The sequence below is a fragment of the Paenibacillus ilasis genome, assembly GCF_043195395.1.
Classification (GTDB): Bacteria; Bacillota; Bacilli; order Paenibacillales; family Paenibacillaceae; genus Paenibacillus_AQ; species Paenibacillus_AQ lautus.
Map to the genome: position 1 here is coordinate 673,621 of NZ_JBHDJG010000003.1, position 26,919 is coordinate 700,539.

A 26,919-nucleotide genomic window follows, 5' to 3' on the forward strand; every position below is an offset into this window, starting at 1 on the left:
ATCAAAAGATAGGTATAATGTCAGTGGATGTTTTGGCATTTCTCACAATTTTTTTGTGATTTCATTAGGTATTATTCCAGTTGTCTGGATGTAAAACCATATATTTAGAAAAATTGTAATCGTTTGGTTAACGCGCCTCTCGGAACGGCAAAGGCTTGAGCCCGCTTGAAGTTCACCGGAGCCCCCCGCACGATCGTGAGCGCTTCGTAATATTCGATGAACGGGAAGCCATAGGTTTCCCCGCGCGCATAAGCGTACACGTTCATGGCTCTCACCCACGTTTCATAGGCTTCGTCCGGAATATCGATGAATACCTCGGGATGAAAATCATACGGGTCCTCCCAATTGTCCGCATAGTATAAATGCTGGGCATAGTGGGCCGGAAGCTCCCGTTCAATCGTCTTCAGCCCCGCATAGAAGCGGGCGTCCTCCACAATGTAATGGGTATTGGAGTGGTCCTTATGAATGCTCTCCTTCCAATGCGTAATGATGATATCCGGCTTCACTTCCCGTATGACGTCCGCTACCTGATATTTCACTTCCTCATCAAGCGGCAGCTCGGCATCCTTGTAAGCAAGGAAGCGGACATCCGCGCCAACGATATCGGCAAATTGGTGAGCTTCGTCAATCTTCTGCTTCGCGTACTCCTCGGGCGTCAGTCGAGGGTGTCCCTTCTCCCCCGGCGTTAAATGAAGAAACGTTGCTTTGTGGCCAGCCTGCGTGTATTTAGCGATTACGGCTCCTGCCGTTAGATCCATATCGCCCGCATGTCCGCCAATCGCCAAAATATGATGCTGCTTTGCTTCCGTCAAATCGGATCTCCCCTTTTGTATGAAAAGTAGTAGAATCTATTGAAGCGGCTTGCTCATAATATCGAACCGGCGCGTCACGTGAAATCCGGCTTTGCGGTACAGATGTCCTGCGGGGCTTTGCTCACCCGTCCAGAGGAACCAGGCACCGTGCAGTCCTTGAGCCCGCATGAGAGCAAGGCAATCATATAATAGGATTTTGCCGAGGCCCTTCCCTTGCATCGACGGGTCTACGCCAAACGGACCGAAGCGTTCAGTCACACCTTCATATCCGTTATGCAGGCAGAATCCCACCAGCTTTCCTTGATCGCGCGCGATCAGGATCTGATCCGTTCTTAGTCGCTGCAGCAGTCCCTCACGAATCGCCCGGCCCCAATCCGGGTTAAACACGTCCGTCGCAAACTCGATCAGCTCCACCAAATCGCTGTCCTGGGCCAGCGTGAAGGTAAAGCCTTCTTCCTCTCGCTGCCGCTTCAGCTCCGTTACCTCCGGCGGCATATGAAAATCGACCAGGGAGCGATCCATCGCCACCGCCGTGTAATTGCGGGTAAAGCCGCTGGCCGCAAGCCACCCCAAGCCTTCCGGATATCGCTCGCCATCGATGCCCGGCACGATATAATTCGGGGCATACGAGGAGAAAAAGACTTTGCTGCGCCCATGACCGCGAAGATAGTCTTCGCCTTCCTGCAGCAGCCGCGACGCTACACCCTGTCTTCGAACCGACGGATCGGTATAGAAGAAGGTGATCCAGCCGTGATCCGGCTCCAGCTCGGTGCCGATCATCGGCAGCCTCCGGCGCACCGCATACAGGACGCCCACCATGCGGCCCTCCTGCTCTGCAATCCGCAGTCCCTGCGGATCAAAGTTCGGATCGAGCAGCACCAAATTCCGAAAGCGGAGCCGGGTGATGGGATCTCCCGGCAGGCAGGCGTTCCACAGCGCAGTGATACCGTCCTCGTCCCCAGGCCGGTAAGACCTGTAGGTTAAACTCGTCATTGCGTATTCCCTCCTTATTGTCGTAAGTCCTTGGATTGGCTGCGATTGCCGCAAAACGGCGTGCAACCGGTTCATCTTAATTAACCAAAATATTTCATGTACTGGGCGGTACATCTATTTACAAGTTCCATAAATGAACCGGCTCAATTTGGATATTGCTAATGTCCATCCGGCGTCATATTGCCTCCCGATTGCCGTTGCCCCTACCGAATTGAACGGCGGTTATTGTGTACATCGTGCGCACTACTCCCTGTGCACACGGCGCATGGTCCGGGGCATGCCTGGATGGCTGTCAACCATACGCCGCGACATCCCCGTCTCACCATGCCACGGCTCCCGTCAGCGCGTTGTGGACCTGTGCGCGCAGCTGAGCCACGCTGCTGCTCCGCCCCCCGTATACGCGGTTTGTCAGCAGAACGACCGCAAGATCCAACTCGGGATCGATCCACATGCTGGTTCCGGTAAATCCGGTATGTCCATAACAGCCAGGACCCATCCAATCACCGGAAGCATCCATCTTATCCCCTTTCAGTACCCACCCCAGACCACGGTTGGAGCCATGCATATGTCCTGTATGGGTACGAGTGGCCGCAATAGCCCCAGCCCGAGATAAAATGCGGGATTCCCCGCCCTCCGCCTCTGGACTCGCCGTTGCCGGGATCGCCCCTTGCTCCAGCCACATTCGCGTGTACCGCAGCAGATCGCCTGCTGTGGCAAACAAGCCGGCATGGCCGCATACACCACCCAAGGCCCGGGCCTTCTCGTCATGCACGATCCCGCACAGATGATCCTGGATGGTATCCTCATACTCCGTTGCGGCATAGCGGCCGGGCTGTTCCGGCGAAGGAGTCAGTGTAGCATGACGCATGCCCAGCGGATCCGACACCCATCGCTTAAACGCTTGGTCCAAAGGTAGTTCGAGCGACCGTTCTATGATGCGTCCAAGCGTCAGATATCCCAAGTCGCTGTAAATCACTTCGGTATCCGGCTTGGTCACGAGCGGTGCTGAAAGAACGGCATTCCACATCTGCTCCCTGTCCCAGCCATGGGAATGCAGGTTCATATCCGCCTGGAGCCCGGAAGTATGCGTCAGCAGCTGGCCTACCGTAATCTCTTCTTTGCCTGCCGTTCCGAATGGAGGGAGAATGTCACTCACTTTTGTGCTTAAGGTCAAGATTCCCTCATCGATCAATTGCAGAATCAACGGGAGCGTAACCACCACCTTGGTTAAGGATGCACAATCGTATAACGTATCCTCGCTGACAGGCACAGGCTGCCCCTGCGCTGGCTTGGGATTGGCATAGCCGGCTGCGTAGAACCATTTTCTGCCTTCATGCAGAACGCCCAGTACGGCACCCGGTGTCGTCCCTGACGCAATCTCGCGTTCTATGGCGGCGCAAGCCGACTTCACTCCCTTGATTCCCAATCCAAGCTGCTCTGCACCAGCCTCCGCATGACGCTCCATTGTTCTCTCCTCCTTTGCTTCAAGGCCTTAAGCCGGATCAACTGAATAACGATCATGCCATTCGCTTCAATATCATCATCAAAATGTAAACGTTTCCTAGACCTATTATATGACTTGTAAAATTTTGTTTCAATAATAATTAGCAATAATAAAATTTAATTTCACCATATCCTACATATATTTTCCTTTTATTTGGATATTACGTATTGATACTTGAATTCGCTTTCATTTACAATATTGTTGAAATCAAACACTCGCATAATTTAAGGGCCATGCATTCCGTAACCGCACACCCGGTATGGAACAACCCCGGTTTCTCTACAGGAGATTCCGGGGTTTTTTGTTGCCCGATTTTGTATGGGAGGTGATGCTCAAGCAGCCGATAAGCTAGTAAAACCAACCTTCTCTATATCAACTACATAGGAGGAATTACGATGAAAAAGTTTTACAAACTGACAACCGCTCTTGCCCTTAGCTTGTCCCTGGCCCTGAGCTTGCTCGGCCCAGCCCATGCAGCCCCGGATACTTCGGTATCCAACAAGCAAAATTTCAGCACGGATGTCATTTATCAAATCTTTACGGATCGTTTTTCCGACGGCAATGCGGCCAACAACCCGACCGGACCTGCCTTTGACGGTACCTGTACTAATCTGAGGCTGTACTGCGGCGGTGACTGGCAAGGGATCATTAACAAAATCAACGACGGCTACCTGACCGGCATGGGCGTTACCGCCATCTGGATCTCCCAGCCTGTCGAGAACATCTACAGCGTCATCAACTATTCCGGCGTGAACAACACCGCTTATCATGGCTATTGGGCCAGAGACTTCAAGAAAACGAATCCGGCTTACGGCACGATCGCCGATTTCCAGAATCTCATCGCTGCCGCTCATGCCAAGAATATTAAAGTCATCATCGACTTCGCACCGAACCACACCTCTCCCGCTTCTTCGGACCAGCCGTCGTTCGCGGAGAACGGGAAGCTGTACAACAACGGCACCCTGCTCGGCGGATACACAAACGATACGCAGAATTTGTTCCATCATAACGGGGGCACAGATTTCTCGACGACAGAGAACGGGATTTACAAAAACCTGTACGACCTTGCTGACCTGAACCACAACAACAGCACCGTGGATACCTACCTGAAGGATGCCATCAAAATGTGGCTCGATCTGGGCATTGACGGCATTCGAATGGACGCGGTGAAACATATGCCGTTTGGTTGGCAGAAGAGTTTTATGGCCACCGTTAACAACTATAAGCCGGTCTTCACCTTCGGCGAATGGTTCCTCGGCGTGAACGAAGTGAGTGCCGAAAACCATAAGTTTGCCAACGAATCCGGCATGAGCCTGCTGGACTTCCGTTTCGCACAAAAGGTACGCCAGGTATTCAGGGATAACACCGACAATATGTACGGTCTGAAGTCCATGCTGGAGGGCTCGGCAACCGATTATGCCCAAGTGGAGGATCAGGTCACATTCATCGATAACCATGACATGGAACGTTTCCACGATAACAGCGCCAACCGCCGGAAGCTGGAACAGGCCTTGGCCTTCACGCTTACCTCACGCGGGGTGCCGGCCATCTATTACGGAACCGAACAATACATGTCCGGCGGGAACGATCCTAACAACCGGGCACGGATTCCTTCGTTCTCTACGACGACTACCGCTTACCAAGTAATTAAAAAGCTGGCGCCGCTGCGTAAATCCAATCCGGCCATCGCCTATGGAACGACGCAGGAGCGCTGGATCAACAATGATGTGCTGATTTATGAACGCAAATTCGGCAGCAACGTGGCGCTTATCGCTGTAAACCGCAACGTGAACACGCCGGCCTCCATTACGGGATTGGCGACTTCATTGCCTGCCGGCAGCTATGCCGACGTCCTAGGCGGACTTCTGAACGGCAACAGCTTGACCGTTGGCACAGGCGGAGCAGCTTCCAACTTTACGCTCGCTGCGGGCGGTACGGCCGTATGGCAATATACCACGGCCGTGACCTCGCCAACGATCGGGCACGTAGGACCGATGATGGCCAAACCAGGCGCAACCATCACTATTGACGGTCGCGGCTTCGGCGCAACCAAAGGCACGGTATACTTCGGCTCGACGGCCGTAACAGGCGCTAACATTACGGCATGGGAAGACACGCAGATCAAAGTGAAGATCCCTGCGGTAGCCGGTGGCGTATATAACATCAAAGTCGCCAATAGCGCTGGCACTTCAAGCAATGTACACGACAACTTCGAAGTGCTGACCGGGGACCAAGTCAGCGTCCGGTTTGTGGTGAACAATGCCACCACCGCGCTCGGACAAAACGTATACCTGGCAGGCAGCGTAAGCGAGCTTGGCAATTGGGACCCGGCCAAAGCCATCGGTCCGTTATATAATCAGGTCATCTATCAGTACCCGACCTGGTACTATGACGTCAGCGTTCCTGCTGGCAAAACCATTGAATTCAAATTCCTGAAAAAACAAGGCTCAACGGTAACGTGGGAAGGCGGATCAAACCATTCCTTCACCGCTCCAACGAGCGGCACGGCCACGATTAATGTAAACTGGCAGCCGTAAGCCGGCCGTATGCTACCACTTCGGACGCGAGCCGACAACTGTTAGCACGCCGCATGCTACCACATCATAACCGCTCCGGCGAGCGGCACGGCCACCATTAGTGCGAAGCAGTGGCTGCAACCCATAGGCTTTTGCTAAGAGCAGCACCTAAACAAAACCAGCTCCGGGAATTGTCCCAGAGCTGGTTTTTATTCGTGCAACTTTAAAAAAAGCGATTCCGGCAGGCAATAACCCGTTAAACGCACGAAGTTCCCCCCTGCAATACATGAAGCGACTCCCAAAGGGAGAGCATGCCAGCGCAGGTAGTAACTCAACAAGTGCACGAGATAACTCAACGATCCCTCGCTATATCCCAGCACTCCCGAGTAACACGCCACCAACAAAAAGCCGATGAAGATGTTCCCCTTCATCGGCTTTTTTCCATACTCCCCCACACCCTAGCGTAAATAGTTATGCGCATAGCACGCAGTAGCGAAAGAGGACGAATCGATTCCGGAAAAACGATAGTGGTCGCCTTTGCCCCCGATTTTCTACTGCAGAATTATAATCCCAAGAAAATTGGGGGCAACAGCGATTGGAGGAACGATACGTACTCGCAGCGTCTCACTATACAAAAACCATTTACGTCCTGAACATCACCAATGACTTGCGCAATCCCTCCGACAGCTCCTCCAAGCGTGAAGACAGGACAACCAGCTTCTCGCTCACCTTGAACTGCTCGGATGACATCGAAGCGACCTCCTCCGTGGCGGCGCTGGTCTCTTGCACAATCGAGCTCGCCTCCGAGATCGAGTCGGTCAGAGTAAGCTGGGAACCGATCAGTACCTCTACCGAACGGGTCGATTCGCGGATCTCGGTTAAAAGAGCATCCATCTCGTGGCGAACATGATCAAATACGCCCTGAGCTTCCTGAACCGAATGCAGCTGCTCGTCAAAGAGCGGTGATGCCGACGTCAATGCATCAACAGAGCCTTGCACTTCAGCCCGGATATCCTTGATCATCGCGCCTACGGTATGGATCGATTCCTTGGAACGATCCGCCAAGCTCCGAACTTCATTGGCTACAACCATGAAGCCGCTGCCTGCTGCCCCCGCACGGGCCGCTTCAATCGTCGCGTTAATGGACAGCACGTTGGTTTGATGCGTGATCTCCGACATCAGCTCCAATATTTTGTGAATCGACGCGGTATTATCCTTCAGCTTCTCCGCATTCTGGACGATGGCCCGGTTCACCTGATTAATCCGCGTGGATTTTTCCACCAGATTGTCCATATGCCGGGCGCCCTCTCCCGTCACCCGAAGCACCCGATCAGCCGCTGCCTCCATCACTTGATTCGAATCCGAAACCTTGCTCATCTGGACGCCAATGTTCTCAGCCAGCTGATTCTCCCGTTCGGCTTCCATCGCCAGGCTTCCGCTTCCTTGTGCAATCTGCTCCATGGCCGATGCAATTTCACCTGCCGTCAACGAGGTTCCCTTCGATGCTTCCGCCAACTCCTCCGCCGTAACCAGCACTTCCTTCGCGGAAGCATTCGTCTGATCGACCAAAGCCGAGATTTGCCCCATCATCCGGTTGAAACTGTGTCCGAGACGGCCAATTTCATCCACGCGCCGGAATTCGGTCCGAACCCTCAGATTCCCCTGCTCCCCCTCTTCCATCAGGCTGCACATCTGGTTCAGCGGGCGGCCGATGGAACGCATCATATAATAGCCGATCAGTACCGCAATAAGGATCGCGGCCACAATGACCACAAGCGTCACGGCCAGCAGTTTGTCCGTGGCTTGCACGAAATCGCTAACGGGAGCAAAGCCGACCATATGCCAAGGAGCCGTCTTCAGCGGCGTATACACCACCATCTGCTCGTCGGCGGTGTAATAAATCCCTCCTTCTTCGGCCTCTTGAGGAACCGTAATGGTGGACGGCTGCATCAGCTGGGCCGTGTCCATATCGTGCACGATCCGGTTATCATCGGCCACGATTCGCATCTGCCCGTTATTCCCTATTTTTAAATTCGCCAGCACCTCTCCGACCGCCTCGTCCTTGATATCGATCAGCAGGATGTACTGCGCGTCCGGATTCTTCAGGTTTTTCAGCAATCTCCCCATCGTCATGGTGGCGGTTTTCTCGTTCTCCATAAAGCCTTGCACCTCTGTCGGGAACCATACCGGTTCGCCATCGGCCTGTATAATCCGGTCAATCTTCGCCTTCACGCTATCCGCGGATGACATGCCCGATAAGCCCGTGGAATTATAGGAGCTTTGAGCTTGAAGATTGGGCGCAACCAGACGCATGCCCTGCAGACGTTTATCCGAAGATGCCATCCCGTTCAGCTTCTCACGGATTCGGTTCTCGGCCTGCGTTTTGTCCCGAATGCCGATATCCGCAGTACTCACCGTAATGAGATCCTCGCGAAGCACCGTGTCCAAGGCCCACTGACGGGAAGCGGCTTCATATTGGGCCAGCAGAAAATCCAGCTTGTCCGCCGCCTGCATCATCTGCCCCGAAGTCGCTTCCGACACCTGATCCATCACCGTGTCCTTGGAAATGAAATACGATAATAAGCCCAACGCCGAGGATAACAGCACGATCGTGGTAAAAAAGATAACAAACAGCTTCATCCCAACTGCTTTGAATTGAAAACGCCTCATCATGTTCATATGTAGATGTCCCCCTGCATCGATGTTTAAATGCAAAAAGACACAGCTAGCGGTTACCGGCTGTGTCTCTTCGATGTTCTCTCTATCAGTCTTATGATGAATCCATACGATTAGCTATCCATACCTTACCCTTTGCTTGCACCAGCCGTCATGCCATCGACCAGCAAACGCTGCAGGAACACAAACAGCAGGGTGATCGGCAGTGCGATCAGTACCGATGCGGCAGCGAACAGCGTAAAGTTACTGTCCTGAGTCGAGTTGACGAGATCCCACAAACCGACGGCGAGCGTCCAGTTTTCTTTTGTCCGGAGCACGAGTCTGGCAAAGATAAAGTCTACCCACGGACCAACGAACAGGGTCAAGCCCATATACGTGATCATCGGCTTCGACAACGGCAGAATGATTTTGCGGAAAATCTGGAAGTTGGTGGCTCCGTCGATCTTCGCCGCTTCATCCAAGCTTCGCGGTATCGTATCCAGGAAGCCCTTCATGATCAGGGTTCCGCCTAGCGGTGCCCCTGCCGCATACACGATAATCATCGCCGCATGCGTGTTCAGCAGATCCAGGGAGTTCAGCAAGATATACAGGGCGATCATACTCATGAAGCCCGGGAACATCCCCAGCACGAGAATGACCGATAGCGCATTCTGCCGGCCTTTAAACCGGAACCGGGATACCGCATAACTTGTAAGCAGGACAAGAATGGTCCCGATAATCATGGAGAATATCGCAATTTTCAACGTATTCATGTACCACGTGCCAAACAGAAAGCTTTGGGACGTAAACAATTCTTTATAATGACTGAGCGTAAAAGATTCTGGAATCAAGGATTTGCTGTACAACGACTTTCCGGGACGGAAAGAGGCCAGAATAATCCAGAGCGCCGGGTAAATACAACCGATCGCGATGATGACAAGCGTAATGTAACTTGCCGTCAGGCGAATCGCATTTCTCATTTTAATTCCCATTATTGGATCATATCCTCCTCTTTAAAGGATCTGGTTCTGCGATAATTGTAAATCGAGAAGGTCGCAATAATCATGAAGATGATGATACCGATGGCCGATGCCATGCTGTAGCGCTGCTGATCCAGGGTCAGTTTATAGAGCCAGGTTACCAGCAGGTCCGTCGCCCCCGCATATTGATAGTCACCCACAACCGGGTTACCGTTCGTCAGGAGGAAAATCAAGTTAAAGTTATTAATGTTACCGGCAAATTGCGTAATCAGTACCGGTGCCGTCGAGAACAAAATCATCGGCAGGGTGATAATTTTGAATTTCTGGTATCCGGTCGCCCCATCCACATCGGCCGCTTCATAAAGATCCTTCGGTATCGTAGTCAGAACACTCATGACAAGAAGCATGGATACCGGAATACCTACCCACATATTGACGATAATAACGGTCACTTTGGCCCAGACCGGATCGGTCAGCCATGGCAGTCCTTCCAAACCGAAATATCTTAAATACTGGTTGATCGGTCCGAATTGTCCGTTAAACATATTACGCATCACGAGCAAAGAAATCAGCTGCGGAATCGCATATGGAATGATCAGAATGACACGCCATACGCCTTTGAAACGAATTCCTTTTTGTTGAATAAGCAATGCAACGAGCACACCGCCAAAATACGTCGTTACCGTGGCCAACACAGCCCAGATGATCGTCCAGGTCAGGACGCCGAAGAAGGTGTGGCTCCACGATTTCAATGCGACGAGATTGGTGAAGGTTTTGAAACCGACCCAGTCAACCAGATTCGCCGGCGGCAGATTGTTTGGTGCGGAATAGTTCGTAAACGCCAGCATGACCATGAAGATAATCGGCATAACCGTAAAAAACAAAATACCGATGGCCGGCAGTGTCAGGAAAGATTGCGCAAATTTCCATTCAAAAATATAGTAAAGGGTCTGTCTGAAATTGTTGGGTTTCACACCCTGTTCCCTTAGTTTTCCAGCGTTATATGCGTTTTTGATATTGGCATAATACCCAATAAGAAAAAGCGCAAACATAATCATGGTGATAAGTCCTTCAATCAGCAGATTGATGGAATGGTCACCTGCTACCATTTGGGTTAATCCGTTGACTTTCTCTAAATGGCTTCCCTGTTCCCCCAAAGTTGTCATTCCCCAGATGGCATCACCCAGGTTGTTGATGAAGTAATACAGACTGAATATACCTACGATAAGTAAAAGAACGCCTTTGATCCATTGCCGGTTGTAAAGCTGACCCAGACCCATACAGATGGCTGATAATACGGCTGCTGTCGTACGATGTTGACGCATGCTCCCTCCATTCTCCTCTCCATATAATCGAGGAATCACCCGCCGGTTGTTCGGCGGGTGAACTTCTTCATCTATCTCGCATTATATAAGAACGTAATTACTCGCCAGCTCCACCACTGTTGAGATCTTTCACTTGATTTACAGCTTTATCAAGCGTTTCTTTCACGTCTTTGTTGTTATCCCAGATCTCAGCCAGCGCAGCGCCTACAGGAGACCATACGTTAGCCATTTCAGGAACGGATGGCATCGGTTGAGAAGATTTGAATTGCTCTGTGAATGCCGATACATACTCGTCATTCTTGATTTGATCGTCTTCTTGAGCTTCGTTGTTGGTTGGAACCGATCCAACCAATGCGCTCAGTTTCAATTGCGCTTCCTTGCTTGTTGCAAAGTCAGCAAACAAGCGAGCAGCTTGCGGGTATTTCGTGAACGAGCTTACGTACCAAGCTTTGATACCGGAGAACGATACAGCAGGCTGGCCACCGATCGTTGGGATTGGAGCAACGCCAAGCTTGTCGCCAAGCGCTTCTTTGTATCCGCCAAGCTCCCAAGGTCCGTTAATGTCCATAGCCAGATCGCCGGATGTGAACAGTCCGCGCTTGATATCAGGCGTAATGTCGCCGGATTTAACCGGAAGGATTTCTTTCAGGCTTGCGTAAACTTCCATACTCTTGACTGCGCCTTCATTGTTGAGGCCGATATCGTTGACATCTGCGCCGCCGTTACCGAAAATGTAGCCGCCATTGGAAGCAAGGAATGGATATGCGAAGTACAGGTTACCTGTTTCGAACATAAATCCATATTTGTTCTTGGATTTGTCAGTGAAGGTTTTGCTGAATTCAATAACTTCTTCCATCGTTGTTGGAACTTCTTTTACCAAGTCTTTGTTGTAGTACATCAGGTATGTTTCAGCAGCGCGCGGGTATCCGTACAGAACGCCGTCATAGCTTACGCCTTGGATAGCGGCTTCCGTGTTGCTGCTCTTCGTTTTTTCTTCGAAGTAATCATTTGGCAGAACCAGGTTTGTAGCTACGGCTTTACCCAGGTTATCGTGAGGGAACAGTACAACGTCAGCACCCAATCCGGATGGTCCGTCTTGTTGAAGCTTGGTAACTTGGTCGGTCGGAGACAATTCTTCGATGGTTACTTCAACGCCGTATTTCTCGGTAAATTCTTTTGCAACCGCATCCGTGTAGGCTCTTTCGTCTCTACTTTCCCATACGATCAATTTAGCGCCTTCTTCTGGCTTAAGTTCTGGTGCTTCTGTATTTTCGGCCGGCGTCTCCTGGGCCGGTGGATTCTCAGCAGGTGCCTCAGCAGCAGGAGCAGGTGAATTTCCTCCGCACGCTGTAATGGAGAACGCCAACGTGAAGGTTGCAGCTAGCGTAAGTAGTTTCTTCATCTTCATTCCATGATTACCCCTCTCAATAAATGATCAGAAAATGTTGGAAATCTGCGCAAACGATTTCAGAAAATTTTCAGCGTCTCTTTTTCTATGTAGCATCTGACGAGATACTTTGGAAAAATCCCGTTGAGAAAGCGCTTCATTCACTGAAAACATCATACAACATTTAATATCGAATGTAAAAACGTTTGCACAGATCATTTTTAGCCGTTTTAAGCATATAATCTCTTATTACCTTCACTATTCACTCTATTTCGTAAGTTATCATAAAAATAGTTGTGCATATGCTGTGCAATTCAGTCATTTCACACGTTATTTGAGACAAGAATGCATAATAAATGGTTGCTTGTTGAACAAACGTTTGCACAATAATGTGAATTAGAAATGATTAAGCCCGACCTACCAGGAGGCGAACTTAAATCTTAGCTTTACTCCCTTTATGCATTTCCGATAACAGCAAGAAAGGACTACCGCTCATGATCTTTGAATACAGATCGGCGGCAGTCCCTCCATTTTTTTGCATGGATGTTAGCGAATGAAGCTTGCTTATTGCAGCGCCTTGAGCGCAATATCCGTCCGGTTAAACTTCCCTTCAAATGCAATCGCTTCTGCCCGTTCATAGGCTTTCGCACGTGCTGAAGCAATATCAGCCCCTAAACCGACAACGCCCAGGACACGTCCCCCATTCGTTCTCCACGTTCCATCGGCATCGCGAGAAGTGCCCGCATGAAATACAATCGTCCCGTCCTGCTCGTTGTCCAGCCCAGTGATCGCAATTCCTTTCGGATACGATGCAGGATAACCGCCGGAAGCCAGAATGACGCATACAGCTGCTTCGTTACTCCACTCCAGCTCAAGATCAGCCAGATTTCCATTTACGGCTGCAAGGAAAACGTCAAGCAGATCGGTCTTCAGACGCGGCAATACGACCTGCGTTTCCGGATCGCCGAATCTGGCGTTGAATTCGATCGTCTTCGGTTTGCCGTCCGGCGTGATCATCAATCCGGCAAACAGAACGCCCCGGAACGGACGCCCTTCGGCTACCATCGCTTTGGCCGTAGGCTTGATGATCGTCTCAATCGCCTCTTCAATGATGGATGACTGAATATGAGGCAATGGCGAATAAGTTCCCATTCCTCCCGTATTCGGTCCCTGATCTCCATCATAAGCCGGTTTATGATCCTGTGCCGCCGACATCGGCTTCACGGTTTCACCATCCACAAAGGCCAAAATCGACATTTCCTGGCCTTCCAGGAACTCCTCGATGACCACCCGGCTTCCGGCATCGCCAAACACCTTCGATTGCATAATATCGCTGAGGGCCTGCTCGGCTTCCTCGATCGTCCGTGCAACGGTAACGCCCTTGCCGGCTGCGAGCCCGTCTGCTTTCACGACGATCGGCGCACCTTGCTGGCGCAAGTAAGCAAGCGCCTCCTCGTAATCGTCGAACTTCGCGTAAGCTGCCGTCGGAATATCGTATTTATGGAGCAAATCCTTCATAAAGGTTTTGCTGCCCTCGATTTCGGCTGCATTTTTACGCGGACCGAATACCGGGATGCCTGTAGCGTCAAATGCATCCACAATGCCGTCAGCCAGCGGATCATCCGGACCGACGACGATGAGTCCCACTTGCTTCTCCACGGCGAATACCGCCAGCTTATCAAACTCTGATACCGCAATCGGCACGCACTCGGCCAGCTGTCCGATGCCGGCGTTGCCGGGTGCGCAGTAAATCTTATCCGCTTTCGGGCTCTTCGCCAATGCCCATACGATGGCATGCTCTCTTCCGCCGCCTCCGATAACCAAAATATCCATGGTTTTCCCTCCCGCTTCATTTCAAATTCACCGATAAAATTTCATAACATGAATGATTTACAGGGCAAAGCGTGAGGTCGCCTTCACCTTCTTGCCCCCTTAAACTTAAAGGCGGCGCGCTCGAAAGAGCGGCGTCGCCTCTATATGCTGCTGAATGAAAGGTGATCCTTCAGCTGCAGCCTGAAGGCTGCAGCGAAGCCCCCTTTTTAAACGCATGAATTAGTGCTTGAAATGTCTCACGCCGGTAAAGACCATGGCGATCCCGTATTCGTTGGCTGCCTTGATGGATTCCTCATCCTTAATGGAGCCGCCCGGTTGAATGATGGCCGTAATGCCGGCTTTCGCCGCAAGCTCCACGGTATCTCCCATCGGGAAGAACGCATCGGAAGCGAGAACGGCGCCTTTGGCTTTCTCCCCCGCCTGCTCCACCGCAATGCGCGCGGAACCGACACGGTTCATCTGCCCTGCGCCAACGCCAACGGTCATGTCGTCCGCTGCCAATACGATTGCGTTCGACTTCACGTGCTTGACTACCTTCCAGCCGAAGAGGAGCTGCTTCAGCTCGGCTTCCGTAGGTTTACGATCCGTTGCAACTTGCAGGTCTGCGACATCCAGGGAATGCACATCGCTTTCTTGTACAATCATGCCGCCCTCGATGGTTGTCACGGCAAGCGTGCTTTGGCGCTCCTTGGCCGAGCCGAACTCGCCCATCTTCAGAAGACGGATGTTCTTCTTCTTCGTCAGAATCTCCAGCGCCTCAGGCGTGAAGTCAGGTGCCAGGATAATTTCAAGGAAGATATCCTTCAGCAGATCTGCCGTCGGCGCGTCAATCGTCCGGTTCGCCGCCACGATGCCGCCGAAGATGGATGTCGGATCCGCATTGTAAGCTTTTTGATAAGCTTCCAACACATTCGTCCCGATGCCGACGCCGCAAGGGTTCATATGCTTCACCGCCACCACGGTCGGCTCGTCAAACTCCTTCACGATCTGCAATGCCGCATTCGCGTCATTGATATTGTTGTAAGAGAGCTCTTTGCCGTGCAGCTGCTCCGCTGTCGTCAAGGTACCCGCTGGTGCCAGCGGTTTACGGTAAAATGCCGCCTTTTGATGCGGATTCTCACCGTAACGAAGGTCCTGAATTTTCTCGTAGGTTACGCTAAAGCGCTCAGGAAGCGGATTCCCTGTCACATTCGACAAATAGTCGGAAATCAACGTATCGTAGGCCGCCGTATGACGGAATACCTTGGCTGCAAGACGTTTACGGGTTTCCAAGGTCGTGTCGCCGCCGCCCCGGATCTCCTCAATCACGCTGCCATAATCCGCAGCATCGACAACCACGCTCACAAAAGCATGGTTTTTCGCAGCCGAACGCAGCATCGTTGGACCGCCAATGTCGATATTTTCGATTGCATCTTCATACTCGACATCCGGCTTCGCGATCGTTTCCTGGAATGGGTACAGGTTCACCACGACCATATCGATGTAATCGAGGCCCAGCTCCTGCATCTGACGCTGATGCTCTTCACTGTCGCGAATGGCAAGCAAGCCGCTGTGCACAGCTGGATGAAGGGTTTTGACACGTCCGTCCAGAATCTCCGGGAATCCGGTCACATCGGAAATACCGATGACAGGAACTCCTTCTTTGGCGAGGAGGTTCTTGGTTCCCCCTGTCGAAATGATCTCTACACCCAATGAAGACAACTCGCGGCAAAATTCCACGATGCCGGTTTTATCCGAAACGCTGACCAAAGCTCTTTTGATACCCACGTTCATACCCCCTATTTTGAATGAAAATCAACTAAGTAAGCCTGTCTTGATTCCGTAGATGCTGTCGAAGATCCATAATTGCAAATTATTTCCCGAGAAATATCGAACATGTCGATTCACTGTAAGACCTTGTCCGCTTTTATTACAAAAGCCATTTACGCAATCGTCACATTCCGCCCGTTCAACGAAATCCGGCCCTGAGCGAACCAGGAAACGACTTCAGAGTATAACTTCTGCTCCACCGCGTGAATACGCTGTGCCAGCACTTCCGCCGTATCGCCTTCCTTGATCTCTACCGCCTTCTGAGCAATAACGGGTCCGGTATCCATGCCACCATCCACGAAATGAACGGTGACACCGGTCATCTTCACCCCATAGTCCAGCGCTTGGCCAATCGCGTCTTTACCTGGAAAAGCAGGCAATAGCGAAGGATGAATGTTGATAATCCGGCCGCTATAGAACTCGACAAAGGAAGGGCTCAGCAGCCGCATATATCCTGCAAGAACAATCAATTCGACACCGCGCTGCTGAAGCTCCGTAGCAATCTCCCGTTCGTAATCTTCCTTCGAGGCATATTCCTTCGGCTGAAACGCGAATACATCCACATTCGCCGCTTTAGCCAGCTCTACGACGGGAGCCTGCGGCTTGTCGCATACCAGAATACTGATCTCACCGCCCAAGGCTCCCCTGTGCTGCGCGTCTGCCAAAGCCTGAAAGTTGCTGCCCCTGCCGGAAGCGAAAACCGCAATCCGAAACGATCTCATTACACCTTAGCTCCCGTGAAGGTTACGATGCGCTCGCCTTCCGTCACGCGGCCGATCACATAAGCCTCTTCGCCTGCGGAGCGGAGGTATTGAAGCGCTCCGTCTGCATCCTGTTCCTTGACGACAAGCACCATGCCGATTCCCATATTAAATGTCGTAAACATATCCTTGTTCGAAATGCGGCCTTTTTCCTGCATCAGCTTAAAGATCGGCAGGATCGGCCAAGCACCGTATTCGATGTCGACATTGACGCCATCCGGCAGCATACGCGGAATATTCTCGATGAATCCGCCGCCCGTAATATGCGCCATGCCCTTTACTTCGATCTCTTTCAACAGTCCGAGCAGCGGCTTCACATAAATTTTGGTCGGAGCGAGCAGCACGTCACCAAGACGTCCGCCCAGTTCCGGAAGCTCTTGCTGAAGGGAGTAGCCGGCGTCCTCCAGAAGCAGCTTGCGGACAAGCGAGAAGCCATTGCTGTGCACGCCGCTGGATGCTAGACCAATCACCGTGTCCCCTGCCGCGATATTCGACCCGTTGATCATTTTGCTTTTGTCGACAATCCCTACGGTAAAGCCCGCGATGTCATACTCGCCTTCGCTGTACATACCCGGCATTTCCGCCGTCTCTCCGCCGATCAGGGAACAGCCTGCTTGGTTGCATCCGTCTGCGATCCCTTTGACAATGGATTCGATTTTGGATGGAATGACCTTGTCGCACGCTAAATAGTCGAGAAAAAAGAGCGGTTCTGCGCCTTGCACCACAATATCGTTGACGCACATCGCTACCGCATCGATGCCGATGGTATCGTGTTGGTCCATCGCAAATGCGAGCTTCAGCTTTGTGCCGACGCCATCCGTGCCTGAGACGAGTACCGGCTCTTCGTATTGGTCTTTATTCAGCTTAAACAGTGCGCCAAAACCCCCGAGGTCGGTCATGACTTCCGGTCTGAAAGTCGTTTTGACATGCTTTTTCATCCGCTCTACCGCTTCGTTGCCTGCAGCGATATCCACGCCTGCTTGTTTGTAAGTATCCGACACGCGCACAACACTCCTTTTTCGTTATGACGAAAGTATCCATTCACATATCATTTATGGGCTTAATCAATAATCAGCTTAAAGAGGTTGTTCAAAAAGCTCTCTTTTGATAAGAAAACCAATCGAGGCCAATCAAGGATGAGCGACCGCGATTCAAAGGTAGGTTTTCTTGCGATATAGAATTTCATCAGCTCTGCTGATAACGAATAAATTCTATATCTAACACGAAGTGAATCAGGAAGCCACTCAGCATCGAATCTTGAATTCAGCCAGGCCTTCTGGTGCTCACGTACCAGACGTACGCTCCGCTCCTCAGTCCCTTTCTTCATCCAACCTTCTCGGTGCTGAAAACCGACCTTTTTGAACACGCACTTAAAGGATAAAACCTAGAAAAAATGGCTGTCCACTGCAGAATCAGCAGCTGCAGCCCATCTTCTCTTCCCCGTTAAAATCAATCTGCGTCGGGTAATCATTATCAAAGCATGCCATGCACAACCCGCCTTTAGGGCTCTGCTCATCATAACCGCCAATAGCGGAAATAAGTCCCTCCGGGCTCAGGAACGATAAGGAATCCGCGTTGATTTCCCGGCAGATTTCCTCGACGCTTTTCTCGGAGGCGATCAGCTCCCTGCGGTCCGGCGTGTCGATGCCGTAGAAGCAAGGGTTTTTGAACGGCGGCGACGTAATCCGCACATGAACTTCGGTAGCACCCGCTTCGCGAAGCAAATTGACGATCCGGCGGGACGTGGTTCCCCGTACGATGGAGTCATCGATCATGACCACCCGTTTGCCTTCGACGACGCGCCGTACCGCGCTCAGCTTCATCTTCACGCCCTGCTCGCGCAGCTCCTGGCTCGGCTGAATGAACGTCCGGCCCGTATATTTATTCTTGATTAATCCCAGCTCATAAGGAATGCCCGTTTGCTCGGCATAACCGATCGCGGCCGAGATGCTGGAATCCGGTACGCCCGTAACGACATCCGCATCCACGAACGATTCCAGGGCCATCTTGCTGCCCATCCGTTTGCGGGCCGAATGCAGGTTGGAGCCGTTCAGATCGCTGTCCGGACGGGAGAAATAAATATATTCCATCGCGCACAGCGCTTTGCGTCCCGCTTCCGTATACCGTTCTTCCCGAAGCCCGTTCCGATCAAGGATCAGCAGCTCCCCGGGAGCGACGTCGCGAATCGCTTCCGCCCCGATGACTTCAAGCGCGCAGGTCTCCGAAGTGAAGATATACGCATCGCCCAGTCGACCCATCGTGAGCGGACGGAGTCCGTTCGGATCCGAGGCGACGAGCAGCTTGTCATTGGTCATGAGCAGAAAAGCAAACCCGCCCACCAGACGCTGCAAGGCATCCTTGGCAGCCTCGACAAAATCCTTCGGCGAACGCGCGATCAAATGCGCAATGACCTCCGTATCGCTGGTCGTCTGGAATATGGAGCCCGCCATCTCCAGCTCGCGTCGAAGCTTCGGCTCATTCACGATGTTGCCGTTCGTAGCGATCGCCAGATTGCCCTCGCGATATTTAAAGACAAGCGGCTGCGCATTTGTCAGTCTGCTGTCCCCGCTGGTCGAATAACGGACATGCCCGATCGACATGCTGCCCTGCAGCGATTCCAGCTTGTCTTTATCAAACACTTCTTTTACAAGTCCCATCCCGCGGTGATAATTGAAATTCTCGCCATCGGCGACGCAGATTCCTGCGCTTTCCTCGCCGCGGTGCTGGAGGGCGTGAAGCCCGTAATAGGAAAGGGAGGCGGCATCGGGATGCCCAAACACCCCGAATACGCCGCACTCTTCTTTTAATGTATCGAAAATATCGCTCTGACCTGTTCCCTCATTGTAGTAATCCCCTGTCCACAGTCCTTCGGGTATCAGTTCATGAGACATGGAATGGCATCCTCCCAGACGGATTTCAAAGCCTCCACGGATTCTTCCAGCGCAGAAGCACCGTTAATGTTAATGCTAAGCTTGTTTCCGCCGACTACGCCAAGCGCGGTAAATGGAACGCCTGTTTCTTGCAGAAGCTTCTCCAGCGCGTTCTTATGATCAGGGGACACCGACAGCACGATCCGGGACTGGCTCTCGCTAAAGAGCGCTACGTCGCTGCGCAGATCGGTTGACCACTGCACGCTCGCCCCAACGTTGCCGCTGATGCAGCTCTCTGCCAGTGCGGCTGCAAGTCCGCCCTCCGACACGTCATGCGCGGATTGTACCAGACCGGATTGGATAGCCTTCAGTACGCCGCCGAGCAATTTCTTCTCGGTATCCAGGTTGAGCTCCGGCGGTCTGCCTTCCGACACCCCGTGAATCATCGCTTGGAACTCGCTGCCTCCCAGTTCGGGACGGGTATCGCCCAGCACATAGATGGCATCGCCTTCCGCCTTGAAGCCCTGCGTTGTAATATGATCCGTATCATGGATCAGGCCAACCATGCCGACAACCGGCGTCGGATAAATCGCGCCTTTGGCATTCTCGTTATAGAGGCTGACATTTCCGCCGATAACCGGAGTTTCAAGCACACGACAAGCTTCCGCCATGCCGTCCACGGCTTTTTCCATCTGCCAGAAAATTTCCGGCTTCTCCGGGCTTCCGAAGTTCAGGTTATCCGTAATCGCCAGCGGCTCGGCACCGGAGCACACGATGTTGCGCGCTGCTTCGCTGACCGCGATTCTGCCGCCAAGCTCAGGGTCGAGATAGACGTAACGTCCGTTACAGTCCGTTGTCATCGCGAGCGCTTTGCGCGTTCCATGCACCGTTACGACGGCAGCATCCGAACCCGGACGAACGGCCGTGCTGGTGCGAACCATATAATCATATTGGTTGTATACCCATGCTTTGCTTGCAAGACTCGGCGAACCGAGCACCTTCTTAAGAGCACCGCCCAAATCCTTCACTTCTTCATAACGGAGCGTATCCACCGCAGCCTGCTCTTGGTAATAAGCCGGTTCTTGGGATGGTTTGTTATAGATCGGGCATTCGTCGACGAGCGCTTTAACCGGCATGTCGCCTACCACCTCACCGTGGTGGATCAGCTTCAGGCGGCCATCATCCGTCACTTTGCCGACTTTGGCGCAGATGACGCCCCAGCGTTCGAAGATTTCACGTGCTTGCGCTTCATGCTTCGGCTCAACCACGAACAGCATCCGTTCCTGGGACTCCGACAGCATCATTTCATAAGGCGTCATGCCCTCTTCGCGCTGAGGCACTTGGTCCAGGTACAGCTCAAGACCATTGCCTGCTTTACTTGCCATTTCCGCACTGGAGCAAGTCAAACCAGCCGCGCCCATATCCTGAATGCCCAGCACGATGCCGGAATCAATCAGCTCAAGGCAGGATTCCATCACGAGTTTCTCCATGAACGGATCGCCGACCTGAACGGCCGTACGGTTCGCTTCGGATTCCTCCGTCAGCTCTACGGAAGCGAAGGTCGCCCCGTGGATGCCATCTCGGCCAGTTGGAGGCCCGACATAAAAGACCGGATTGCCTACCCCTTTTGCAACGCCGCGCTGAATTTTATCATGGTCGATAACGCCGACGCACATTGCATTGACCAGCGGATTGCCTTCATAGCTTTCGTCGAATACCACCTCGCCGCCTACCGTCGGGATTCCGATGCAGTTTCCGTAGCCGGCTATGCCGGATACCACGTGTTCAAACAAATATTTAACGCGATCGCTCTCCAGCTTGCCGAAGCGAAGCGAGTTCAGAATCGCTACCGGTCTTGCCCCCATGGAAAAAATATCGCGGATAATGCCGCCAACGCCCGTGGCTGCACCTTGATAAGGCTCTACAGCGGACGGATGGTTATGACTTTCGATTTTGAATACAACCGCCTGGTTGTCGCCGATATCGACGATCCCCGCACCCTCGCCCGGTCCCATCAGGACGCGGGGGCCGCTTGTCGGGAAACGACGAAGCAGCGGCTTGGAATTTTTGTAGGCGCAATGCTCGGACCACATGACACTGAATACGCCGATTTCCGTATAATTCGGCTTGCGTCCCATGAAGGAACAGATCAGCTCGTACTCGCTGTCCGAAACTCCCATCTGCTTGTAAATCTGATGCTCTGCGATCTGTTCTGCCGTCGGTTCCTTAACGGACGTTTGCTGCGCCATGAGTATCCCTCCATGCCTGTAATATGGATGTAAACATTGCTTTACCGTCATCCGAGCCGAGCAGGCTGCTCACCGCGCGCTCCGGATGCGGCATCATGCCGATCACGTTGCCCCGCTCGTTGCAGATGCCCGCGATATCCTCGATCGAGCCGTTCGGATTGTTCTGATACGTAAATACGATTTGCCGGTTGTCCCGGAGCTTTTGAAGCGTTTCTTCGTCACAGTAATAGTTGCCTTCGCCATGCGCGATCGGAATGACAATCTCTTGTCCCTCCGCATAGTCGCGGGTAAACGGCGTTGTATTATTGTTCACTTTGAGCACCGTGTCATGGCAGCGGAATTTCATCGAATCGTTGCGGCGCAGAGCTCCCGGAAGGAGTCCGGCCTCCGTCAAAATCTGAAATCCGTTGCAGATGCCAAGAATATACTTGCCCTCTTCTGCCGCTTTCGCCACTTCGCTCATAACCGGGGCGAATCGGGAAATCGCACCACACCGGAGATAATCTCCATAGGAGAATCCGCCCGGAACCAAAATGCAGTCGTATGGGGAAAGATCCGTTGCCGTATGCCATACATAATCCACCGGCTGACCGATCGTCTCTTCTACCGCCTTATAACAGTCAATATCACAATTGGAGCCAGGAAAGACCAGCACTGCAAATCTCATTGGTTTAGCCCTCCAATTCATAACGGTAGTTCTCAACCACCGTATTCGCCAGAAGCTTCTCGCACATTTCTTTCACTCGCAGCTCGGCTTCCTCACGGTTGTCCGTACCCAGCTCAAGTTCCATATATTTACCGATCCGCAGACTTTCCACTTCCTTGTACCCAATCGAATGAAGCGCACCCTGCACCGCTACCCCTTGAGGGTCCAATACGCTCTGCTTAATCGTGACGTAGACCTTTGCTTTCAACATTGTATCCTGTTCCTCCTCGGTATATATGAATGAAATGGTTTATAAAAGCTTACAGGCTTGCACCCGTGATTCGGCTGTAAATATCGGTGTAGCGGCGCGTCGTCTCCTCCACCACGGCTGGCGGCAGGGGATCCGGCTCACTGTTCTTATCCCAATCGGACGAAGCGAGATACGTGCGCACAGGCTCCTTATCCATACTGTCAATCTCAATGTCGAGCGCATAATTCTTCTCATCCCAGAAACGGGAGGAATCCGGCGTGAAAATCTCATCGATCAAAATGATCTCTCCATCGATCAATCCGAACTCAAACTTGCAGTCGGCCAAAATAATGCCGTGCTCGCTGCAGTAATCGCGGGCAAACTTGTACAGCATCAGGCTTTTGTCCTGCAGCTGCAGCGCCAGCTCCTCGCCGACAAGCTCCTTCATGCGGGAGAGCGAAATGTCCTCGTCATGACCGACATCGTTCTTGGCAGCCGGCGTGAAGATCGGCTCCGGAAATGCCTCATTCTTGCGCAGGCCCTCCGGCAGTTTAATGCCGTTGACCTCTCCCGAGGACTGATACTGCCTCCAGCCCCCACCGGTAATGTATCCGCGAACCACGCATTCGATATCGATGCGCTCGGCCTTGCGGCACACCATGATTCGTCCATCCAGCAGCTCCTTGTCCTTGACGGCATCGCCCAGGAGGTTCACGTCCGTATGCACGACATGATTGCTGATAAGCTGTTCCGTTTGTTCAAACCAGAAGGCGCTCAGCTTGTTCAGAACGGTTCCTTTGGCTGGTACAGGCGGCTCCAGCACATAGTCAAAAGCGGAAATGCGGTCGGTTACTACAATGAGTACATGCTCGCCCAGGTCGTATAGTTCGCGAACCTTGCCCTTGTACAGCAGCGGTACGTTGACCAGATGCGTGGCGGTCGATAATGCCGGTAATGTCATGTGTTCCTCCCCTTGGGACGACGTATGGCTCGGCTTGAGACTGTCGCTCCCTGTATTTCTATCGGATGAAAAATAGAATGCTCAGTATCATGTTAAAAGTCTTCAGCTTATTCATCACTACGAATGCGGATTGTTTTTCCGATCCCTGTTGCCCCCAGATTTATTATGAATTTTTAGTGATTATGTTTAAATCCGAGGGCAAAGGGGACCGCTGGCGCTTCTCCAAAACAATTCCGCCTTCTCCGTTGTAGTGATTCTCAAGTTCATAGAGCCTTCAGGCCCTAATTCAAATTTCTTAACTACTCCAGTCCCAGCTTGGCAAAAATCGTATCCACATGCTTCAGATGCCAGCTTGGATTAAATGCATCTTCGATCTCCTCGGCGCTGAGCACCTCGGTGATCTCAGGCGTGGATTCCACGATCTCGCGGAATTGACGCTGCTCTTCCCATGCCTGCATGGCGCGGGGCTGAACGGTGTCGTACGCTTGCTCGCGGCTGAAGCCCTTGTCGATCAGCTTCGTCAGGATGCGGCCAGAGAAAGGAACGCCGTATGTGCGAGCCATGTTGCGCTTCATGTTCTCCGGGAAGACCGTCAGGTTCTTCACGATGTTGCCAAAGCGGTTCAACATATAGTTCAGCAGCATCGTAGCGTCCGGCAGGATGATACGTTCTACCGAGGAGTGGGAAATATCCCGCTCATGCCAGAGCGACACGTTCTCGTAAGCGGAAACCATGTGACCGCGAATGACGCGCGCAAGGCCCGAGATGTTCTCCGAACCGATCGGATTCCGTTTATGCGGCATCGCGGAGGAACCCTTTTGTCCTTTGGCGAATGCCTCTTCCACCTCGCGAACCTCACTCTTCTGGAGCGCGCGGACTTCGGTAGCGAACTTCTCAAGCGAAGTAGCGATGAGCGCAAGGGTTGCCATGTATTCCGCATGCCGGTCACGCTGCAGCGTCTGGGTCGAGATTGGCGCCGGTTTCGTGCCAAGCTTGCGGCAGACGAATTCTTCTACCGAAGGATCAATATTGGCGTACGTGCCGACAGCACCCGAGATTTTGCCGTACTGCACGCCGTCAGCCGCGTGGCGGAAACGCTCCAGGTTGCGGATCATTTCTTCATGCCACAGCGCCATTTTCAAACCGAAGGTTGTCGGCTCTGCATGTACGCCATGCGTTCTGCCCATCATCGGGGTATGCTTGTAGGCCAGTGCCTTCTCTTTCAAAATACCGATAAAGCGCAGGATGTCCTGCTCCAGAATATCGTTGGCTTGCTTGAGCAAATATCCCATCGCGGTGTCCACCACATCCGTCGAAGTCAAGCCGTAGTGGACCCATTTGCGCTCCTCGCCAAGGCTTTCCGATACCGCCCGGGTAAAAGCGATGACATCATGGCGGGTTTCCTGCTCGATTTCATAAATCCGATCCATATTAAAGGTCGCATTCTGGCGAAGCTTAACGGTATCTTCCTTCGGAATGACGCCGAGATCCGCCCATGCTTCGCATGCGCACAATTCCACTTCCAGCCATGCTCTGAATTTGTTCTCCTCGGTCCAAATCGCCCGCATTTCCGGTCTGCTGTAACGTTCAATCATCGTTTAATCCTGCCTCCAAATATTCATTTTCTCTACCCATTCGAGCGCTGCATCGACATCCCCGCACAAGAGGTTGATATGTCCCATCTTGCGGTTGACCTTCGATTCGCTCTTGCCGTATAGATGAAGCTTAGGCACAACGCCGAGAGATTCTGCAAGCGCGTCGTGCTCTCCAAAACGCCGTACTGCTTCCTCCAAATGCTGCCCCAGGAGGTTCACCATGACGACCGGGCTCAGCAGCGTTGTGTCCCCGAGCGGCAGATCGCATATCGCTCTCACATGCTGCTCGAATTGGGAGGTTGAGCATGCTTCCATCGTATAGTGACCCGAGTTATGCGGACGAGGGGCAAGCTCGTTCACGAACAGCTCCCCGTCCTCGGTCACAAACATCTCGACAGCCAGCAGGCCAACGGCTCCCAAGCCTTCAGCCACGCGTTCTGCGAGCTGACATGCTTTGCGCTTTACTTCGCTCGTCACACGAGCAGGTACAATCGACAAGTGCAAAATATTGTTGACATGCACATTCTCTGCCGGAGGGAAGCTCTTCACGATGCCGCTGGGCGTACGCGCCGCGATTACGGAGATCTCGCACGCGAACTTTACAAACTTCTCCAATACCAGCTCTGTCCCGCTGGCGGCCAGCTCTTTGTAGGCTGATTCCAGCTCGTCTTCGCTGCGGAGAACGGCTTGCCCTTTACCATCATAACCTCCCATGGCGGTCTTAAGCACGCACGGAAGTCCAAGTTCAGAGGCGGCGGACCGTAAATCTTCCAAGCTTGTTATTTCACGATACGGCGCAACCGGTACACCGGCCGCTTCGATCGCGGCCTTCTCGCGCAAGCGATGCTGTGTGGTGTACAGCAGCTTGCTTCCTTGCGGAACATAAGACTGCTCCTCCAGAAGCTGGGCCACGCCTGCATCGACATTTTCAAATTCGTACGTAATGACATCGGCTTTCGCCGCGAGCTGCCGGGCAGCCTCCACATCGTCATAACGGGCTGTAACCTGCTCGGCCATCTGGCCAAGCGGGGAGTTCGGCGTCGGATCGAGGGTGACAAACGAATATCCCATCCGGATCCCGTCCAGCGCGATCATTCGTCCGAGCTGGCCGCCGCCAAGTACGCCAATGACGGAACCAGGCAGTAGCTTTTTGCCAGAGACCTTCGTCTGCTGTGCTCCGTTCTTCATCATAGGTTATCGCTGCTTTCCAGCACTTCATCCCGGATACGGTCACGGCGCGCTTGCACTCTTTCCCGAATCCCGGCATCCGAAGTGCCCAAAATCTGGGCTGCGAGCAATCCGGCGTTCGTGGCTCCCGCCTTGCCGATCGCTACGGTTGCTACGGGAATGCCCCCTGGCATCTGTACGATCGACAGCAATGAATCCAGCCCCTTCAGCGCTTTCGATTTAACCGGAACGCCAATGACCGGCAATACCGTCTTCGAAGCGACCATTCCGGGCAAGTGAGCGGCTCCGCCGGCTCCGGCGATAATGACGCGAAGCCCCCGGCCTTCCGCCTCCTCGGCATAACGGAACATCAGGTCCGGCGTCCGGTGAGCGGATACGACTTTTTTCTCATAAGGAATTTCAAGCTCGTCTAGCACCTGGCATGCATGGGACATCGTATCCCAATCTGATTGGCTTCCCATAATGACTCCTACTTGTGCTGTCATGAGTTACCCCCGCTTTCTTCGAAATTCGACAATCGTATGGTTAACTGCTGAAAAAAAAGTCCGATCCCGTAAACACAAAGTCTGTGCAGGTCTCGGACAT

At 52.7% G+C, this 26,919-nt stretch carries 21 protein-coding genes; 1 reads left to right on the forward strand and 20 read right to left on the reverse strand.

Going from position 1 to position 26,919, the window contains the following annotated elements:
- Positions 1 to 104 precede the first annotated feature (104 nt).
- The 3 genes from ACETK5_RS27220 to ACETK5_RS27230 all read right to left on the reverse strand — a co-directional run bounded on the left by ACETK5_RS27220 (position 105) and on the right by ACETK5_RS27230 (position 3,270).
- Positions 105 to 812: a PIG-L deacetylase family protein gene (locus tag ACETK5_RS27220; protein ID WP_394059026.1), complete on the reverse strand. Its 708-nt coding sequence runs from the start codon at positions 810 to 812 to the stop codon at positions 105 to 107.
- Positions 813 to 848: 36 nt separating this feature from the next.
- Positions 849 to 1,805, reverse strand: a complete 957-nt coding sequence (locus ACETK5_RS27225; RefSeq protein ID WP_326116252.1) for a GNAT family N-acetyltransferase — start codon at positions 1,803 to 1,805, stop codon at positions 849 to 851.
- A 319-nt stretch (positions 1,806 to 2,124) separates the two neighbouring features.
- Positions 2,125 to 3,270, reverse strand: coding sequence for a serine hydrolase domain-containing protein (locus tag ACETK5_RS27230; protein ID WP_394059028.1), 1,146 nt, complete (start codon positions 3,268 to 3,270; stop codon positions 2,125 to 2,127).
- A gap of 434 nt (positions 3,271 to 3,704) precedes the next feature.
- On the opposite strand from ACETK5_RS27230, the gene ACETK5_RS27235 reads away from it, so the two are divergent.
- The gene (locus ACETK5_RS27235) at positions 3,705 to 5,846 is read left to right on the forward strand and encodes an alpha-amylase family glycosyl hydrolase (protein ID WP_394059030.1); all 2,142 of its coding nucleotides are present in this window, start codon (positions 3,705 to 3,707) and stop codon (positions 5,844 to 5,846) included.
- 621 nt (positions 5,847 to 6,467) lie between these two features.
- On the opposite strand, the gene ACETK5_RS27240 is transcribed toward ACETK5_RS27235, so the two are convergent.
- The 17 genes from ACETK5_RS27240 to purE all read right to left on the reverse strand — a co-directional run bounded on the left by ACETK5_RS27240 (position 6,468) and on the right by purE (position 26,819).
- Complete coding sequence (locus ACETK5_RS27240; protein WP_394059032.1) at positions 6,468 to 8,504, reverse strand: methyl-accepting chemotaxis protein; 2,037 nt, start codon at positions 8,502 to 8,504, stop codon at positions 6,468 to 6,470.
- Positions 8,505 to 8,629: 125 nt separating this feature from the next.
- Positions 8,630 to 9,472, reverse strand: a complete 843-nt coding sequence (locus ACETK5_RS27245) for a sugar ABC transporter permease (protein WP_076325595.1) — start codon at positions 9,470 to 9,472, stop codon at positions 8,630 to 8,632.
- Positions 9,472 to 10,785 carry a sugar ABC transporter permease gene (locus ACETK5_RS27250; RefSeq protein ID WP_100540305.1) on the reverse strand — a complete coding sequence of 438 codons (1,314 nt, stop codon included), beginning with the start codon at positions 10,783 to 10,785 and terminating at the stop codon, positions 9,472 to 9,474. Before ACETK5_RS27250 ends, ACETK5_RS27245 begins: the two co-directional genes overlap by 1 nt.
- A gap of 97 nt (positions 10,786 to 10,882) precedes the next feature.
- Positions 10,883 to 12,193, reverse strand: a complete 1,311-nt coding sequence (locus ACETK5_RS27255) for a sugar ABC transporter substrate-binding protein (RefSeq protein ID WP_100540304.1) — start codon at positions 12,191 to 12,193, stop codon at positions 10,883 to 10,885.
- Between the two features lie 543 nt (positions 12,194 to 12,736).
- A complete protein-coding gene (gene purD / locus ACETK5_RS27260; protein ID WP_394059035.1) occupies positions 12,737 to 14,005 on the reverse strand; it encodes a phosphoribosylamine--glycine ligase in 1,269 nt (422 codons plus the stop codon).
- A 219-nt stretch (positions 14,006 to 14,224) separates the two neighbouring features.
- Positions 14,225 to 15,772, reverse strand: a complete 1,548-nt coding sequence (gene purH, locus ACETK5_RS27265) for a bifunctional phosphoribosylaminoimidazolecarboxamide formyltransferase/IMP cyclohydrolase (RefSeq protein WP_127590030.1) — start codon at positions 15,770 to 15,772, stop codon at positions 14,225 to 14,227.
- Positions 15,773 to 15,927: 155 nt separating this feature from the next.
- Positions 15,928 to 16,536: a phosphoribosylglycinamide formyltransferase gene (gene purN, locus ACETK5_RS27270; RefSeq protein ID WP_100540301.1), complete on the reverse strand. Its 609-nt coding sequence runs from the start codon at positions 16,534 to 16,536 to the stop codon at positions 15,928 to 15,930.
- A complete protein-coding gene (gene purM / locus ACETK5_RS27275; protein WP_394059038.1) occupies positions 16,536 to 17,576 on the reverse strand; it encodes a phosphoribosylformylglycinamidine cyclo-ligase in 1,041 nt (346 codons plus the stop codon). Before purM ends, purN begins: the two co-directional genes overlap by 1 nt.
- 59 nt (positions 17,577 to 17,635) lie before the next feature.
- The gene (locus tag ACETK5_RS27280) at positions 17,636 to 17,941 is read right to left on the reverse strand and encodes a hypothetical protein (protein ID WP_394059040.1); all 306 of its coding nucleotides are present in this window, start codon (positions 17,939 to 17,941) and stop codon (positions 17,636 to 17,638) included.
- Positions 17,942 to 17,987: 46 nt separating this feature from the next.
- On the reverse strand, positions 17,988 to 19,466 hold the full coding sequence (gene purF / locus ACETK5_RS27285) for an amidophosphoribosyltransferase (protein ID WP_394059042.1): 1,479 nt from the start codon (positions 19,464 to 19,466) through the stop codon (positions 17,988 to 17,990).
- A complete protein-coding gene (gene purL, locus ACETK5_RS27290) occupies positions 19,451 to 21,694 on the reverse strand; it encodes a phosphoribosylformylglycinamidine synthase subunit PurL (protein ID WP_394059044.1) in 2,244 nt (747 codons plus the stop codon). Before purL ends, purF begins: the two co-directional genes overlap by 16 nt.
- Positions 21,672 to 22,361: a phosphoribosylformylglycinamidine synthase subunit PurQ gene (gene purQ, locus ACETK5_RS27295; RefSeq protein WP_100540297.1), complete on the reverse strand. Its 690-nt coding sequence runs from the start codon at positions 22,359 to 22,361 to the stop codon at positions 21,672 to 21,674. Before purQ ends, purL begins: the two co-directional genes overlap by 23 nt.
- Before the next feature lie 4 nt (positions 22,362 to 22,365).
- Complete coding sequence (gene purS, locus ACETK5_RS27300; protein ID WP_012819094.1) at positions 22,366 to 22,611, reverse strand: phosphoribosylformylglycinamidine synthase subunit PurS; 246 nt, start codon at positions 22,609 to 22,611, stop codon at positions 22,366 to 22,368.
- A gap of 49 nt (positions 22,612 to 22,660) precedes the next feature.
- Complete coding sequence (locus ACETK5_RS27305; RefSeq protein ID WP_394059047.1) at positions 22,661 to 23,551, reverse strand: phosphoribosylaminoimidazolesuccinocarboxamide synthase; 891 nt, start codon at positions 23,549 to 23,551, stop codon at positions 22,661 to 22,663.
- 299 nt (positions 23,552 to 23,850) lie between these two features.
- Positions 23,851 to 25,146, reverse strand: a complete 1,296-nt coding sequence (purB, locus tag ACETK5_RS27310) for an adenylosuccinate lyase (protein WP_100540295.1) — start codon at positions 25,144 to 25,146, stop codon at positions 23,851 to 23,853.
- Positions 25,147 to 25,149: 3 nt separating this feature from the next.
- Positions 25,150 to 26,337, reverse strand: a complete 1,188-nt coding sequence (gene purK / locus ACETK5_RS27315) for a 5-(carboxyamino)imidazole ribonucleotide synthase (protein ID WP_326116259.1) — start codon at positions 26,335 to 26,337, stop codon at positions 25,150 to 25,152.
- Positions 26,334 to 26,819: a 5-(carboxyamino)imidazole ribonucleotide mutase gene (gene purE, locus ACETK5_RS27320; RefSeq protein WP_009592351.1), complete on the reverse strand. Its 486-nt coding sequence runs from the start codon at positions 26,817 to 26,819 to the stop codon at positions 26,334 to 26,336. Before purE ends, purK begins: the two co-directional genes overlap by 4 nt.
- Positions 26,820 to 26,919: the final 100 nt, after the last annotated feature.